Genomic DNA, 15,140 nt, shown 5'->3' with positions numbered 1-15,140 from the left:
ATTAAGCTCCCTCCGAATCTTGGAAGTCGGTGTCGGCGTCTTCAGCGTCATCCGTATCGGTTCCGCTGCGGAACTTGGTTAAATACGTTCCGAACCCTTCTTCACTGAACCAGAATTGCAGCATGTTAGTGACGCCATTACTGGTCAAGGTAGCACCGGACAGCGCGTCGACTTCATGCTCATCACTGGCACCGCCTTTGGTCAAGTGAATCTCCGGCATGAGGTCGCCCTCTTCGTCGTAGATTTCCTTGCCTTCCCACTGCGACTGCCAACGCGGGTTGTTGACTTCAGCACCCAGACCCGGCGTTTCGCTGTGCTCGTAGTAGGTGATACTGACAATCGTATTACCGTCACCTTCCACGGCCAAAAAGCCGCTCATCAGGCCCCAAAGCCCTTGGCCGCGCATGGGCAGCACGATCTGTTCGGGGTCATCAGGGTCGCCAACCAGATACACGGTGGCGTAATCTTCCACCCGTGATAGGCCTGCGATGTCCTGGTCGCCCGACAGCGTACGGCCGGTGGCCGGGTCACGCGAGGCTTCGATCTGATCGAAGGAATCCGCGTCAAACTCGTCGGTATACTCACCGCTCTCCATGTTCACAACCCGAGCGGTGATTTCCTCGCTGAACACCTCTTCTACGTCCATGCCCGGCTCGTAGAGCTTGGCAACGTTCAGAATATTGGTTTTGCGATCAAGCTCCTGATTGAGCTGCTGCGCCGGGCGCAGCGCCACGGCAGCGGTAGACACAATCACGGAACACACGATACACAGCGCGAACGCGACAATTAATACGTTCTTTATCGAGTTATTACTTTTTGCCATTAGGCTGCCTCCTCGGCCGGTACGCCTGTGCGCTTGAGGCGGCGTTTGATATTGGCCTGGACAAAGAAATGGTCGATCAGCGGCGCAAACAGGTTAGCGAAGAGAATCGCCAGCATGATCCCTTCCGGGAAGGCCGGGTTGACCACGCGGATCAGCACCGTCATGACACCGATCAGCGCGCCAAACAGCAAACGCCCTTGGTTGGTCATTGAGGCGGATACCGGATCGGTTGCCATAAATACCATGCCAAATGCAAAGCCACCGATGACCAGATGCCAGTACCACGGCATGGCAAACATCGGATTGGTTTCCGAGCCCATCAGATTGAACAGTGTGCTCGTCACCACCATACCAAGGAAAACACCCAGCATGATTCGCCACGAGGCGATACGCGTCCACAGCAGAACAGCGGCCCCAATGAAGATCGCCAGCGTCGACACTTCACCTACGGAACCGGGGATAAAGCCAAGGAAGGCGTCCCACCAGCTGTAAGTGTCGGTTAGTGAGCTCATGCCTTCCTGGAAAGCCAGCGACAGTGCCGTGGCACCCGTGTAGCCGTCAGCCGCTACCCAAATAGCGTCGCCGGAGATTTGCGCCGGATAAGCAAAGTATAAAAAGGCCCGCCCGGTAAGTGCCGGGTTAAGGAAGTTTTTACCCGTACCACCAAATATCTCCTTACCGATCACGACACCGAAGGTAATGCCCAGCGCCACCTGCCAAAGCGGGATAGTTGCGGGTAATACCAAGGCAAACAACACGGATGTTACGAAGAAGCCTTCGTTAACCTCGTGACCGCGCTTGATGGCGAACAGCACTTCCCAAAAGCCCCCGACCACAAAAGTGACCAGATAGATGGGCAGGAAGTAGGTCGCACCCAATACAAAGTTGGCCCACAGACTGCTGGGATCATGCCCGGACGCGACCGTCATCATTATCGCTTCGCGCCAGCCATCCATAGAGGAATAGCCAGCGTCGATGGCTGTATTGGCTTGCCAGCCAGCGTTCCACATACCGAAGAACATCGCCGGGAAGGTACACATCCAGACGGTGATCATGATGCGCTTAAGGTCGATACCATCGCGCACGTGAGCGGTGGTTTTGGCTACCGTCGGTGGCGAGTAGAAAATAGTGTCTACGGCTTCATAAAGCGGGTAAAACTTTTCGTATTTACCACCTTTATGGAAGTGCGGCTCGATGTTATCGAGTGTCTGTCGAATACCCATCATCAGGCCTCTTTCTCGATCATGGTGAGATTGTCACGCAGAATGGGACCGTACTCATATTTGCCAGGGCAAACATAGGTACACAGTGCAAGGTCCTCTTCATCCAGCTCCAAACACCCCAGCTGCATGGCAACCTCAATGTCGCCCACGATCAGCGAACGCAACAATTGCGTTGGCATGATGTCCAGCGGCATCACGGTTTCATAAACGCCGATTGGCACCATGGCACGCTCCGACCCGTTCGTCGACGTGGTAGGGGCGTAGTTGCTCAGGCCTTTAAGTTTAGAAATATAAATACCCAGCACGGAATGGCGGTTGGCGCCCGGCGACAACCAGCCCATGAAGGAGCGCTTATTGCCCTCTTCAAGTAAGCTGATTTGATTGTCAAAACGACCCAGGTACGTCAACTTCCCTTCAGCGGAAAAGCCTGAGAAGATCGATCCAGAAATAACACGGGTGTCCTCGGGTTGGATTACATCGCCCGCCAGGAGTTCATCGGTGCTAGCCCCTACGCGGGTGCGTACCAGGCGTGGATTCTCGGCACGTGGACCGCCGATCGCGACCACACGGCTCATATCCAGCTTGCCCTCAGCAAACAACTTGCCAAAAGCGATGACGTCCTGATAGCCAATGTGCCATACCTTTTTGTGCAAGGCGACCGGCGACAGGTAGTGAATATGCGTACCGACCAAGCCGGCAGGATGCGGCCCCGCAAAGCTCTCGGTTGTAACGCCCTCTACATCGCTGCCAGGAATAGAGGCGTTAGCGCCCGTGCACAGAAAAACGTTGCCCTCGGTCAGGCGAGTTAGCACCTTGAGGCCGTCTTCAAATGCCTGGGTATTTTCATTGATAATCAGCGCAGGATCAGCGCTTAGCGGGTGGGTATCCACTGCGGTGACAAAGATATCGGCTGGCATGCTATCAATCGCGGGCGTCCGCGAAAAAGGACGCGTGCGCAACGCCGTCCAAAGTCCAGACTCTACCAATTGATCGACCACGACCTGACGGTCAAGCTGGCCTAACGAGGCGCGTTCGTGCGATGTAAAACTAACGCCCTCCTCCTGCTCGTCAACTTTGATTACGACAGATAGTAAACGACGCTTTTCGCCACGGTTTATTGCGAGCACTTCACCGGCTGCGGGTGCCGTAAAACGCACGCCGTCAGTTTTTTTGTCGGTAAAGAGCAGCTGGCCCAGTTTGACCTTATCCCCTTCCTGAACTTCCATTGTCGGCTTCATGCCAACGTAGTCAGTACCCAGGATTGCCACGTGGCGCACAGGACGCGCATCTTCAATACGCTGCTCGGGCGCTCCCGTGATGGGGAGATCCAGGCCTTTTTTGACTTCGATCATAGTCTCGCCCAGTTGATGGATCGGATATACGAAGGTAAGGGGTTCGAATGCTTATTTTCTGCTCAGTGAATTGTTGTTTTCTGTTCAGATTGTTACCAGTCAGGCCCAAGCAGTGCTTGAACCACCCCGAAAAATCTACCGTATTATAAAGACAAGCGAGCCTAATGACCACATCAACTGGTATCGCCAAAAGTGCTATAGACGCTCTCATTTCAAGATTTTTTATTGAAACTAACGACAAAAACGCCACCCATGGGTGGCGTTTATCAGTTAATGATAATCAATCATAATTATCGTACTAACTCACTTGGGCAGGTAGCTTCAAAAAGCTGACGTTCGACATTTGCTGGAGAATACGAATCACTTGGCAGCTGTAACCAAATTCATTGTCATACCAAACGTATACGACCGCATGGTGGCCGTTGGCTATCGTGGCTTTGGCATCCACAATGCCGGCGTGTCGGTTACCCACGAAATCAGACGATACGACTTCAGGCGAGTCCACGAAGTCGATTTGCTTTTGGTAAGCTGAATCGATCGACATCCGGCGTAAGTAGTCATTTAACGCCTCGGCATCGGTGGTTTTATCAAGCGTCAGGTTCAAGATCGCCATGGACACGTTGGGAATGGGCACACGGATCGCATTGCCCGTCAGCTTGCCTTCAAGCTCCGGCAGGGCTTTCGCCACGGCTTTGGCGGCACCAGTTTCCGTCAACACCATGTTGAGCGCCGCACTGCGGCCACGTCGATCGCCTTTATGGTAGTTGTCGATCAGGTTCTGGTCATTGGTATAGGCGTGCACGGTTTCCACGTGGCCGGTAACGACACCGTACTCATCGTTGAGCGCTTTGAGCACAGGTACGATCGCATTCGTGGTGCAAGACGCCGCCGATACAATGCGATCCTGCTCGGTAATCGACTCATGATTGATGCCATACACGATGTTCTTGATATCGCCTTTACCCGGCGCGGTCAGCAGTGCTTTAGAAGCTCCCGGACATGCGACGTGTTGCCCCAGCCCCGCCTCATCGCGCCAAATGCCGGTGTTATCAACGATAACCGCATTATTGATGCCGTAATCGGTGTAATCGATATCACTGGGGTTATCGGCGTAAATCACCTGAACCACATTGCCGTTGACCGTCAGGGTGCGCGCCTCAACATCAACGATGATGGTGCCGTCAAAAGGCCCGTGAACCGAATCGCGGCGCAGTAGGCTGGCACGCTTTTCCAGGTCTTTCGCTACATCACCGCGCCCACGCACCACAATTGCCCGCAGCTGTAGCAGATTGCCGCCACCGGCTTTTTCTACCAATACGCGCGCCAACAAACGACCGATGCGGCCAAACCCGTATAGCACTACATCTTTTGGCTCACCCTTACTGGCGCCTGGCTGGTAGCCATCAACAATGTGGTGGAGCTCTTTGCGCAGGAACGCCTCAACGTTGCCACCACCCTGGCGTTTCAGCATCACTGCAAGCTTACCGACATCCACATGGGCAGGCCCAAGGTTAAGCTCACACAGCGTTTTGACAATCGGATAGGTATCTTCAACCGATAGCTCGGTACCTTCGATTTTGCGCACAAACCGGTGATCTTTGAGGATGCGAATGACCGACTGATTGATCAACGAACGCCCGTACATGGTCGCCACAACATTGTGCTGACGATACAGACGGCCAATCAAAGGAATCATCTGCTCCGCCAGAGCTTCGTTGCTTTGCCATTCTTGAAAAACGTTATCGAGCGTTTGCTGACTCACGTGCGGCCTCATTAAGTAATGAATAATTTTCAAGGGTATTATCCGTAGCCACGTAAAGGGCCGCAATGCCTGGATAGTCGCAGACGATGTAGGGGGATTACACAAACGGCCTATTGACTACAAGCCGGTCGGTTCTGCCTAAAAGCGTTGATCGTGTATGATCTAGGTTCCGTTTTCAGCGCAGAACGACTTGCTTACTATGCCCACGTTTTCTCTACTTGCTCCGCCCCAGCCCCAAGGGGCGCGCGATACACTTTATTGGACATCGCCACCCGGTAGCGCGTCGGCGTTAGCCCTAGCTCGCCTTGCGGCCGACGCCCCTCTGCTGGTAATTACCCCAAGCACGGCAAGCGCCCAGCGCCTGGAGCAAGACCTGTCGTTTTATAGCGATGTGCCAGTGTTGCCCTTCCCCGACTGGGAAACGCTGCCCTACGACAGTTTTTCGCCGCACCAGGATATTGTCTCAGCGCGTCTGCGCACGTTGAGGCAATTGCAGGACGGCGTACGAGGACTTGTACTGGTCCCCATCAACACACTGATGCAGCGCTTGCCGCCGGTTGATTACATTGCCGGGCGCGTCCTGACGCTGAACGTCGGCGACAAGCTCGACCGCGAGCCGTTTCGCGAAGCGCTTTCCAGGGCAGGTTACCGGGCGGTGGAAACCGTTTACGAACCTGGCGAATATGCCATGCGCGGCGCATTGATTGACTTGTTTGCTATGGGGATGAACGCGCCCATACGGATCGACTTGTTCGATGATGAGATCGATACCCTGCGCCACTTTGACCCTGGCAACCAACGCTCAACCGACAAGCTCGACAGGATCGAGCTGCTGCCGGCCCACGAATATTCGCTCAGTCGCTCGTCGATCGCTTGCTTTAGAGAACAATTTGAGACGCTTTTTGATGTCGACCCGCGCCAATGCCCGCTGTACAACGATGCCCTCAAAGGCATTCCTTCACCTGGGCTTGAACATTATTTACCGCTATTTTTCGAGCAAACGGCGTCACTGTTTGACCACTTGACCCAAGATACACGGGTCGCGTTGCTGCCCGAGGTCTATCAGGCGGCCGAACAGCACTGGCAGGCGATTGAAAGCCGTTACGCTAACCTGGGCGTTGACCCCACGCGGCCACTATTGCCGCCGCACCGCGCCTTTTCCCCCGTCAGCGACGTGTTCGCAGCGATCAAACAGCGCCCGAGGGTGGAGCTTACCGACGACCTTGAGCAGCGCCATGCGCTAACCCCCAAGGCCCAGGCCCTCCCCCCCGTGGCGGTTAATCCTCGCGCCAAACGCCCGCTCGGCGAGCTGACCGACTTTCTTGAGCGCGAGGACGCTTCCCGCGTGCTACTGGTGGCTGAGTCACGCGGCCGGCGGGAAGCTCTGGAAGAAGTGTTAGCACCGCTTTCGCTGAAACTGCCGCATGTCGACGGCTTTCAAGCGTTTCTCGCCGGTGACCAGCCCATCGCCATTACTGAAGGGCTGATCGACAGTGGTCTCTGGCTGACCGACCCATCGCTTGCGGTGATCAGTGAAACGGAGCTTTTCGGCGATGTGGTACGCCAAAGCCGGCGCCGGGAAAAGGCAACCGACGATAATGAGTTTGCCGTTCGCCACCTTTCAGAATTGCGCCGCGGCTCCCCGGTGGTGCATCAAGCCCATGGTGTGGGCCGCTACATTGGCCTTGAAGCGCTGGAGGCCGGCGGCCAGGCCAATGAGTTTCTGGCGCTGGAATATGCCGACGGCGCCAAGCTTTACGTGCCGGTGGATAGCCTCCACCTGATTTCACGCTACAGCGGCGCCGACGACGAGCTGGCTCCACTGCATAGATTAGGCTCTGACCAGTGGGAAAAAGCGCGCAAAAAAGCCGCCGAGAAAATTCGCGACACCGCCGCGGAATTGCTCGATATCTATGCCCGTCGCGAAGCCCAAGAGGGCGTAGTCTACGAAGCGCCAAGCGATGAATACGCGCGATTCGCAGGGAGCTTTCCATTTGAAGAAACCCCCGATCAGCAAGCCGCTATTGAGGCTGTGATTAGCGACATGACCTCGCCACAACCCATGGACCGCGTGGTATGTGGCGACGTTGGCTTCGGTAAAACCGAAGTGGCCATGCGCGCGGCCTTTCTTGCCGTTCAATCGGGCCGCCAAGTGGTGGTGCTGGTGCCCACCACCCTGCTGGCCCGCCAACACTTTGAGAATTTCCGTGACCGCTTTGCCGACACTGCGGTCAATATCGGCCTTATCTCGCGCTTTACGCATGGCAAAGAGATGAGCAAAACGCTGGAAAGCATCAAAAACGGCCAAACCGACATCGTCATTGGCACGCATAAGCTGCTCGCCAACAGCGTTGAACTACCTAAAATGGGTTTATTGATTATCGATGAGGAACACCGCTTTGGTGTTTCTCAGAAAGAGAAACTCAAAACCTTACGCGCTGAAGTCGACATCCTTACGCTGACGGCCACACCGATCCCGCGGACCCTTAACATGGCGATGAGCGGCATCCGTGATCTATCGATCATCGCCACGCCACCGGCGCGACGCCTCTCAGTCAAAACCTTTGTCCAGCAGCACCAGGACGGCGTTATTAAAGAAGCTCTGTTGCGCGAGATTTTACGCGGCGGCCAAGTTTATTTTCTACATAACGAAGTCAAGACCATCGAGAATGCCGCCGAGCGCATTCGCTCCTTGGTTCCGGAAGCACGCGTGGCGGTCGCCCACGGCCAGCTACCCGAGCGCAGTCTAGAGCGCGTAATGTCCGACTTTTACCATCGCCGCTTTAACGTCCTGGTCTGCTCAACCATTATTGAGACGGGCATCGATGTGCCCAGCGCCAATACGATTATCATCGAGCGGGCCGATAAGTTTGGCTTGGCCCAGCTGCACCAGCTTCGTGGGCGCGTAGGCCGCAGCCACCACCAAGCCTATGCCTATTTGCTGACTCCTACTCCCAAGGCCATGACCCGGGATGCCGTGAAACGTCTGGAAGCGATCAGCGCCTCGGATGATTTGGGTGCGGGCTTTACGCTGGCGAGTCACGATATGGAAATTCGTGGTGCGGGCGAGCTGCTGGGTGACGAGCAAAGCGGTCAAATGGAAACCATCGGCTATACCCTTTATATGGAAATGCTCGACCGCGCAGTGAAAGCCATACGCGCGGGCAAAACCCCGAATATCGACGCGCCCTTTGATAGCGGCGTTGAAATCAGCCTTAATCTGCCTGCGTTAATTCCCGATGACTACATCCATGATGTACAACAGCGGCTGGTCATGTACAAGCGGATCGCCAATACGCAAAGCGACGCCGAACTTAAAGAACTACAGGTTGAACTGATTGATCGCTTTGGGCTTCTACCTGCACCGCTAAAGCACTTGATACGCCAAACGCGGCTTCGCCATCGCGCCGAGCAGCTTGGCATTAAACGACTGGAAGCGGGTGAGCAGCGCGGACGCATTATCTTTGATGCCCACACTCAGGTAGACCCCTATACGTTAGTGACGCTCATTCAAACGTCACCCCAGCACTACCGTTTGGACGGCTCCGATACATTACGCTTTGAATTTCCCATGGAAAAAATCGATCAGCGATTTGAATGTATTGAGTCACTGTTAACCACGCTCAACCAAAAAGTGGCGGCAGCGTAACGGTTGCGGCAAACTGCACCTGTTGCCATCGCCTGCGTTAGCGATGTATTCACTGATTAGGAAGACCCATGAACATTCGTCATACCTTTTTGCGCTGGGGACCGACCAGCTTAGCGGTTCTGCTCGCGGCAAGTTTATCTATTCCTGTCATGGCTCAATCTGCAGACGAGCAGGAGCAGGAGCAGGAGCAGGAGCAGGAGCAGGAGCAGGAGCAGGAGCAGGAGCAGGAGCAGGAGCAGGAGCAGGAGCAGGAGCAGTCTAATCAAGATACGCCTGAACTGAGCGACATCGCCATTCAAGCCGCTGAACAAATCGCACTGAAATCGCCGAATGACCTTCCCCGCGGGCATTTTTATCTCCCCGAGGAAGGTGATGTGATCGGCGAGCGTTATACCGTCACTATCGAAGACCAGGAAGACACCCTGGTTGATGTCGCACGACGCCATAATATCGGCTTTGAAGAAATCCGCATGGCGAACCCTGACGTGAGCCTATGGGTGCCCGGCGAAGGCACCGAGGTGGTGATTCCAGCGCAGTACATTCTGCCACCGGGCGAGCGTGAAGGTATTGTGGTTAACCTTTCAGAGCTCAGGCTTTACTACTATCCCGCCGATAAGCCCGGCATTGTTGAAACATACCCGGTGAGCGTAGGTCGCGAGGAATTTGCGACTCCAGTAGGAGAAACCAAGACCACCGTTAAGGTGAAAGATCCCGCCTGGTCACCGCCCGAGTCTATGCGCCGGGAAGCAGCCGAACGTGGTGATCCAGCACCCTCGGTAGTGCCCCCTGGTCCGGATAACCCGCTGGGCGAACATGCGATTCTGCTGGGTCTTCCTAGCTACTTGATCCACGGTACTAATCGGCCGGACGGCGTTGGAATGCGGGTCAGCCGTGGCTGCATTCGCATGTACCCAGAAGATATCAAGTCTCTTTATGAGCGCGTCCCCAGCGGCACGAAGGTTAATTTGATTGACGCGCCGTTTAAAGCTGGCTGGGCCTCGGATGGCACTCTCTTTGTCCAGTCGTATCCGCAGCTTGAAGAGAACCTTGAGAATTTTGAACCGCTGTTGGAAGCCATCAAACGCGTTTCCGAGCTTACCGAAGATGACAACATCCCAGTTGACTACGCCCAGGTACGGCGCGCCGTAGAATCGCCCAACGGCCGCTTTGTGGCTCTGTATGGCCCCCAAGCACCCGTCGAACCAGAAGAGCCTGCCGCTGAGGACGAAGAAACCGATCTTCTAGAGCAGGGTATTTTTGAACGAATTGAACTAACTGACCGACGCGACGAGGATGATGATGCGTAAGCCTCTGTTTATTTTCATCCACAACCACTAAATACAAAAAACCCCGCCGAGGCGGGGTTTTTTGCATGCCTAGTGATTGCAAAGAGCCAAGCTCCCACAACCGCTAAATCATATTACTTCTGCATAGAACGCTCGAACATGCGCTCCATTTCTTCACGGTTCTGCTCAGACATCTGCAGGGCAGCTTGCGCGTCGCGCTGAGCTTGGTTTGCAGTGTTCAGAGCTTGTGAAGAATTGCTACGTGCTTCAGAGGCGTCAGCTTGTGCTGATTCAGCTGTCATGCGGACTTCTTCCAGTGCACCAGTAGATGCACAACCAGCCAGAATGGCCAGTGAAGCGGCGGCAGCAGACATCTTCAGAGTTGTCTTAAAAGTCATAATGTTCTCCTTGAATCTTCCTTGGGTACAACGTTAGGGGTATGACAAACGTAAGCCTACGAGGTGAGCCTAGATTTGTCTACCTGCGGTGCAGGTTCTTAACAGTGACTTGTGCCGCGAAGCACGTAAGTCAAACACTGTTTTATTATAGTCCACAGTGGTTGTCTATAGCCACGAGTTTAAAACCTCGAACTTCCTTCAACAACACCAGCTTAGCGGATCACTACGCGAGTGCCAACCTCGACTAACTCAGTCAGGCGCTCAATTTGCGAATTGCTTACCGCTACGCAGCCTTGTGTCCAATGATAACGGCCATGAATATCTGGATCCGCTTCGCCAAGCCCATGAATACCAATGGCACCGCCCAGTACTGTATCCTGCGGCGGCTCACGGTGGCGACGATAATAATCGAAATAGGCATCATAATCTGCCTGAGAATAAATGCCATTTTGCAGCGCCATACGCGCATGGGTAGGCGTCGGATAATTGACCCCCATAAAAATATGCCATTTGCTATCGTGGTTGAAGCGATTGATGCGAAATTCGCCTAGTGGCGTAGCTTTATCTCCGCGCACCCGCTGGGTACTCGCGCCCCCGCGTCCTAATGATATAGGCCTGAACTCCTCGACCACTTGGTGGCCACGGTAAATTGATAGCGTTACTGCCTTATCATCGACCAGCACCCATAGCTCACCAGGCTCGCGGGGCACAGCGGCGTTTTCAAGCTCCGCGGCAACCAGATCGGGATAGACTTCGGATGCCAAAGTAACGCTGGCAGCCGCACTTGCGGCAACAGGCCAGCTTACGGCTAATGCTAGGAAACGGCGGCGGGTGACCGGCTTCATTCAATACTCTCACACAGGACGTGGATAATGACGAGATGCCACTTTCAGCAGCTTTATACCTTACCTAGAGGTTATTACCAATAGGCTAGGCGCTAGACACCTTGCAGCTCTTCAATGCTTGCCACAATGCGCCTTAGCTCAGCATTGTGCCCTTCCGCCAAGGCGTTAAAAAATTCGGCTTCTGGTTCAATTACCGCCCGATTGGCACGATGACGATAAAGCGCTTCCAGGCTACGATTCGCTTCGATGGCCGTTTTCATCACGGCGTCGATTGAGTTACCCAGAGGCTTATCGGCTAAATGTTCCAATTGTGGTGGTTGAGGAAAATCGCTGGGGTCGTCAAACCACGTCTCAAGCACATCGCGTTTTTCATGTTCTTCATCGAAAACAGCGCGCAAGCCTGCCTGCATACGCGTTTCATGATCTGCTAGGTAGGTGAGCACCATCTGCAGTCGTTCGCTTTCAGCAGCGGCTGCCTTGGCACGGTACTGATCAGCTAACTGCCCATGGTAACCCTCTACCCAGGCGATTAGATCTTTCACTTGGTTGTAGCGCATTAAATCTCCCATTTTCCATCGCATCGTTCACCCATGCGACCCACTGAGCCGCCCTCTACCACTCCTGGCTGGTTTCACGAAGGGCGGCGACTTCACGCTTAGCCGCATTGAGATGGGTTATAAGCTGCTCACGAAAGCTGGCCTGATCACCTACCGCAATCATCCCCGGATGGGGAGCACGACGCTTGGCTGCCCCGTCGCTGCTATGCAATTTGTCGAGCTGCATCACCAGCCAACACAGCCAGCTATCTTGATCGTGAGCAAGATCACGCAGTCGCTGGAGCTCCGCCATCGCCGGCCCCTCGTCGGACAACAGATAACGCCATTCGTGCTGTGTTAAACGGGCATGCTCCGTGACTTCACGCAGCAACGATGTAAGCGCCAGCTCAAACAGGGCAAGCGCACCTTCTTCCTGCGCCATGCTCCGCGCGATGGCATGCTCGTCTTCTTCGCTCGAAGACAACGCCAAAAGCTCAGCTTGATAGAGCAGTTGATTGGTGCGCGAACGATCACTCATTTTTTGCGCTTATCCTCGACGTGCCATTTACCACCTTCAAAGGTCGCTTTCCAGCCCGTGGCCTTACCGTCCTCATCGGTCATCACATACTGCTCTTTAAACTTACGCGAGTAACGAATCTGCGTGGGGCGACCGTCTGGATCTTCGCTGGGTGCGTTGAGAATAAAGTGATATTTTTCGGGCAGCTCGTCGGCATGGGCTTTGAGCTCTTTGACCAGCGGCGGACGCGTTTCACGATTTTTAGGAAACTTGCTGGCGGCCAAAAACAGCCCACTTGCGCCGTCACGAAGCACATAATGGTCGTCGACTTTTTGACAGGCAAGCTCAGGCATCGGAATAGGATCCATCTTAGGCGGTGCCACTTCGCCACTTCTCAACAGTTTCCGGGTGTTTTTACATTCGCTGTTAGTACACCCGAAATATTTACCAAAGCGGCCCGATTTCAACTGCATATCCGCGCCACACTTATCGCATTCAATAAGCGGACCATCGTAGCCCTTGATCTTAAATTTGCCGGTTTCGACCTCGTACCCTTCGCAATCCGGACTATTACCACAGATATGCAGTTTGCGGGTTTCATCGATCAAATAATTATCCATCGCCGTGCTGCAAATCGGGCAACGACGCTTGGCACGCAGAGCGTTGGTTTCCGCCTCTTCATCAGCATCGGCGGCTACGGCTTCTTCGCCAGGAATTAGATCAATGGTGGTTTTGCAGCGTTCCTTGGGCGGCAGATTATATCCGCTGCAACCGAGGAAAACGCCCGTCGAAGCCGTTCGTATCTGCATTTTTCGACCGCAACTCGGGCAGTCAATATCGGTGGGTACTGGCTGATTGGGGCGCATGCCGTCTTCGCTTTCGGCCTGGGCCAGTTCCTCACGAAACTCTTCATAAAAGGCGTCCAGCAACGCCTGCCAGTTACGCTCCCCTTCGGCTACTTCGTCAAGACTGTCTTCCATTCGGGCGGTAAACGAGAAATCCATCAAATCAGGGAAGGATTCCTTCAGGCGCTCTGTCACAATATCGCCAAGCTTTTCGGCGTAAAAGCGACGATTTTGGAGCTGAACATAGCCGCGATCTTGAATCGTCGAAATAATCGAAGCATACGTCGATGGACGCCCAATGCCCTGCTTTTCAAGCTCTTTAACCAAGCTCGCCTCCGTGTAGCGAGCCGGCGGCTTGGTGAAGTGCTGCTGAGGATCAAGCGCATCAAGTGCCATTGGTGTACCGGTCGGCAGGTCAGGCAGACGCTGATCTTCGTTTTTACCACTGGGTTTCATTACCCGCGTATAACCGTCGAACTTCAGCACACGACCTTTAGCGCGTAGCTCGTAGCCGTCTACCTCAACGCTCAGCGTACTGGATAGGTATTCCGCAGGCGTCATCTGACACGCCACAAACTGCCGCCAAATAAGCTCGTACAGCCGCTCGGCGTCGCGCTCCATACCCGCCAAGTCGGTCGCTAGGCGATCAACGCTGGAAGGACGAATCGCTTCGTGCGCCTCCTGGGCGCTTTCTTTGCTGCTGTAGCGATTGGCGTCCTCGGGCAAATAACGTGGCCCATATTCTTCACCGATAAAGGTACGCACGCTTTCCACCGCATCTTTGGAAAGATTGGTGGAATCAGTACGCATATAGGTGATGTAGCCCGCCTCATAAAGCCGCTGGGCCATTGTCATGGTCTTTTTAACTGAGAAACCTAACCGCCCGCTCGCCGCTTGCTGAAGCGTAGAAGTGATAAAAGGCGCCGTGGGCTTGGAGCTGGTGGGCTTATCTTCCCGCGAGGTGATCGACAGCTTGGCTTTTTTGAGCTGTTCAATGCGCGCCAGGGTGTCTTTTTCAGACGTTGGGCGAAAGGCCTTGCCGTCCTGGCGTACCAGCGCAAAGCGTACCTGCTCGCCTTCCGGCGAGGCGAGGTCCGCATGAACATCCCAAAACTCTTCGGGGATAAAGGCGCGTATTTCGCGCTCGCGCTCGACGATCAAGCGAACAGCAACGGACTGCACACGGCCTGCCGAAAGCCCACGGGCGATTTTAGCCCACAGCAGCGGCGATAGCATAAAACCCACCACACGGTCGAGAAACCGTCTGGCCTGCTGGGCTTCAACGCGCGGAATATTTAGCGCGCCCGGGGCTTTGAAAGCATCCTGGATGGCGTTTTTGGTAATCTCGTTGAACACCACCCGCTTGTAGCGACTATCATCACCGCCAATCGTTTCGCGCAAGTGCCAGGCAATCGCCTCACCCTCGCGGTCCAAATCCGTCGCCAGATAAACGGCGTCGGCCTTTTCGGCTAGTTTCTTGAGTTCAGCAACGACTTTTTCCTTACCTGGCAACACTTCATAGTGCGCTTCCCAGCCGTTATTCGGGTCGATACCCATACGCCGTATCAGCTGATCCTGGGCCTTGCGCTTTTTGTATTCGGCCTTATCTTCCGCCGACATTTTGCGAGTTGCCGCGGCTTGGCGCGCGCGCTCTTTAGGGTCAGAGGCCGCCTTGCCCGAGCCGCTGGTCGGCAGGTCACGGATATGACCCACGCTCGACTTTACGATGAAATCGTTGCCGAGGTATTTATTGATCGTCTTCGCTTTAGCTGGCGACTCGACGATGACCAGTGACTTGCCCATAGTGCTCCACTTTCTTAGTGCACACGCAGACGGTGCGATGAAAACGTTGCCGCCACAGCCCTCAGAGGCCGCGCGGTCGGAAAAATGCGCCTACCCTACCC

General features: G+C 54.7%; 11 protein-coding genes. 2 read left to right on the top strand and 9 right to left on the bottom strand.

What is annotated here, in order from left to right; translation table 11 throughout:
* Position 1: 1 nt before the first annotated feature.
* From GA0071314_RS08015 to GA0071314_RS08000, 4 genes are all read right to left on the bottom strand, one after another.
* Entirely contained in the window at positions 2-823 is an 822-nt protein-coding gene (locus GA0071314_RS08015) for a Na(+)-translocating NADH-quinone reductase subunit C (protein ID WP_074396151.1), read from the bottom strand.
* Complete coding sequence (locus GA0071314_RS08010) at positions 823-2,049, bottom strand: NADH:ubiquinone reductase (Na(+)-transporting) subunit B (protein WP_074396150.1); 1,227 nt, start codon at positions 2,047-2,049, stop codon at positions 823-825. Before GA0071314_RS08010 ends, GA0071314_RS08015 begins: the two co-directional genes overlap by 1 nt.
* Positions 2,049-3,398: a Na(+)-translocating NADH-quinone reductase subunit A gene (locus tag GA0071314_RS08005; protein ID WP_074396149.1), complete on the bottom strand. Its 1,350-nt coding sequence runs from the start codon at positions 3,396-3,398 to the stop codon at positions 2,049-2,051. The genes GA0071314_RS08010 and GA0071314_RS08005 overlap by 1 nt, the downstream gene beginning before the upstream one ends.
* Positions 3,399-3,696: 298 nt before the next feature.
* The gene (locus GA0071314_RS08000) at positions 3,697-5,160 is read right to left on the bottom strand and encodes a glyceraldehyde-3-phosphate dehydrogenase (protein ID WP_074396148.1); all 1,464 of its coding nucleotides are present in this window, start codon (positions 5,158-5,160) and stop codon (positions 3,697-3,699) included.
* A gap of 199 nt (positions 5,161-5,359) precedes the next feature.
* Here GA0071314_RS08000 and mfd point away from each other — a divergent pair, with 199 nt between their 5' ends.
* Both mfd and GA0071314_RS07990 read left to right on the top strand, forming a co-directional pair.
* Positions 5,360-8,809, top strand: a complete 3,450-nt coding sequence (gene mfd, locus GA0071314_RS07995) for a transcription-repair coupling factor (RefSeq protein WP_074396147.1) — start codon at positions 5,360-5,362, stop codon at positions 8,807-8,809.
* Between the two features lie 68 nt (positions 8,810-8,877).
* Positions 8,878-10,116 carry a L,D-transpeptidase family protein gene (locus tag GA0071314_RS07990; RefSeq protein ID WP_074396146.1) on the top strand — a complete coding sequence of 413 codons (1,239 nt, stop codon included), beginning with the start codon at positions 8,878-8,880 and terminating at the stop codon, positions 10,114-10,116.
* Positions 10,117-10,229: 113 nt separating this feature from the next.
* On the opposite strand, the gene GA0071314_RS07985 is transcribed toward GA0071314_RS07990, so the two are convergent.
* From GA0071314_RS07985 to topA, 5 genes are all read right to left on the bottom strand, one after another.
* On the bottom strand, positions 10,230-10,493 hold the full coding sequence (locus tag GA0071314_RS07985; RefSeq protein ID WP_074396145.1) for an Lpp/OprI family alanine-zipper lipoprotein: 264 nt from the start codon (positions 10,491-10,493) through the stop codon (positions 10,230-10,232).
* A 212-nt stretch (positions 10,494-10,705) separates the two neighbouring features.
* Positions 10,706-11,338, bottom strand: coding sequence for a L,D-transpeptidase family protein (locus tag GA0071314_RS07980; RefSeq protein ID WP_074396144.1), 633 nt, complete (start codon positions 11,336-11,338; stop codon positions 10,706-10,708).
* Positions 11,339-11,430: 92 nt separating this feature from the next.
* Positions 11,431-11,895 (bottom strand): hypothetical protein, encoded by a 465-nt coding sequence (locus tag GA0071314_RS07975; RefSeq protein WP_074396143.1) that lies wholly within the window; start codon positions 11,893-11,895, stop codon positions 11,431-11,433.
* A 55-nt stretch (positions 11,896-11,950) separates the two neighbouring features.
* Entirely contained in the window at positions 11,951-12,412 is a 462-nt protein-coding gene (locus GA0071314_RS07970) for a DUF6586 family protein (protein ID WP_074396142.1), read from the bottom strand.
* A complete protein-coding gene (gene topA, locus GA0071314_RS07965; protein ID WP_074396141.1) occupies positions 12,409-15,039 on the bottom strand; it encodes a type I DNA topoisomerase in 2,631 nt (876 codons plus the stop codon). Before topA ends, GA0071314_RS07970 begins: the two co-directional genes overlap by 4 nt.
* Positions 15,040-15,140: the final 101 nt, after the last annotated feature.

Origin of the sequence: Halomonas sp. HL-93 (genome assembly GCF_900086985.1) — a bacterium.
GTDB lineage: Bacteria > Pseudomonadota > Gammaproteobacteria > Pseudomonadales > Halomonadaceae > Vreelandella.
Note: the sequence above shows the minus strand (reverse complement) of the source record. Positions and strands in the feature narration are given on the sequence as shown.

Excerpts from the sequence above, each read along its gene's own strand:
- GA0071314_RS08015 (WP_074396151.1), bottom strand. The coding sequence starts at position 823 with ATGGCAAAAAGTAATAACTCGATAAAGAACGTATTAATTGTCGCGTTC.
- GA0071314_RS08010 (WP_074396150.1), bottom strand. The coding sequence starts at position 2,049 with ATGATGGGTATTCGACAGACACTCGATAACATCGAGCCGCACTTCCAT.
- GA0071314_RS08005 (WP_074396149.1), bottom strand. The coding sequence starts at position 3,398 with ATGATCGAAGTCAAAAAAGGCCTGGATCTCCCCATCACGGGAGCGCCC.
- mfd (WP_074396147.1), top strand. The coding sequence starts at position 5,360 with ATGCCCACGTTTTCTCTACTTGCTCCGCCCCAGCCCCAAGGGGCGCGC.
- GA0071314_RS07990 (WP_074396146.1), top strand. The coding sequence starts at position 8,878 with ATGAACATTCGTCATACCTTTTTGCGCTGGGGACCGACCAGCTTAGCG.
- GA0071314_RS07985 (WP_074396145.1), bottom strand. The coding sequence starts at position 10,493 with ATGACTTTTAAGACAACTCTGAAGATGTCTGCTGCCGCCGCTTCACTG.
- GA0071314_RS07980 (WP_074396144.1), bottom strand. The coding sequence starts at position 11,338 with ATGAAGCCGGTCACCCGCCGCCGTTTCCTAGCATTAGCCGTAAGCTGG.
- GA0071314_RS07975 (WP_074396143.1), bottom strand. The coding sequence starts at position 11,895 with ATGCGCTACAACCAAGTGAAAGATCTAATCGCCTGGGTAGAGGGTTAC.
- GA0071314_RS07970 (WP_074396142.1), bottom strand. The coding sequence starts at position 12,412 with ATGAGTGATCGTTCGCGCACCAATCAACTGCTCTATCAAGCTGAGCTT.
- topA (WP_074396141.1), bottom strand. The coding sequence starts at position 15,039 with ATGGGCAAGTCACTGGTCATCGTCGAGTCGCCAGCTAAAGCGAAGACG.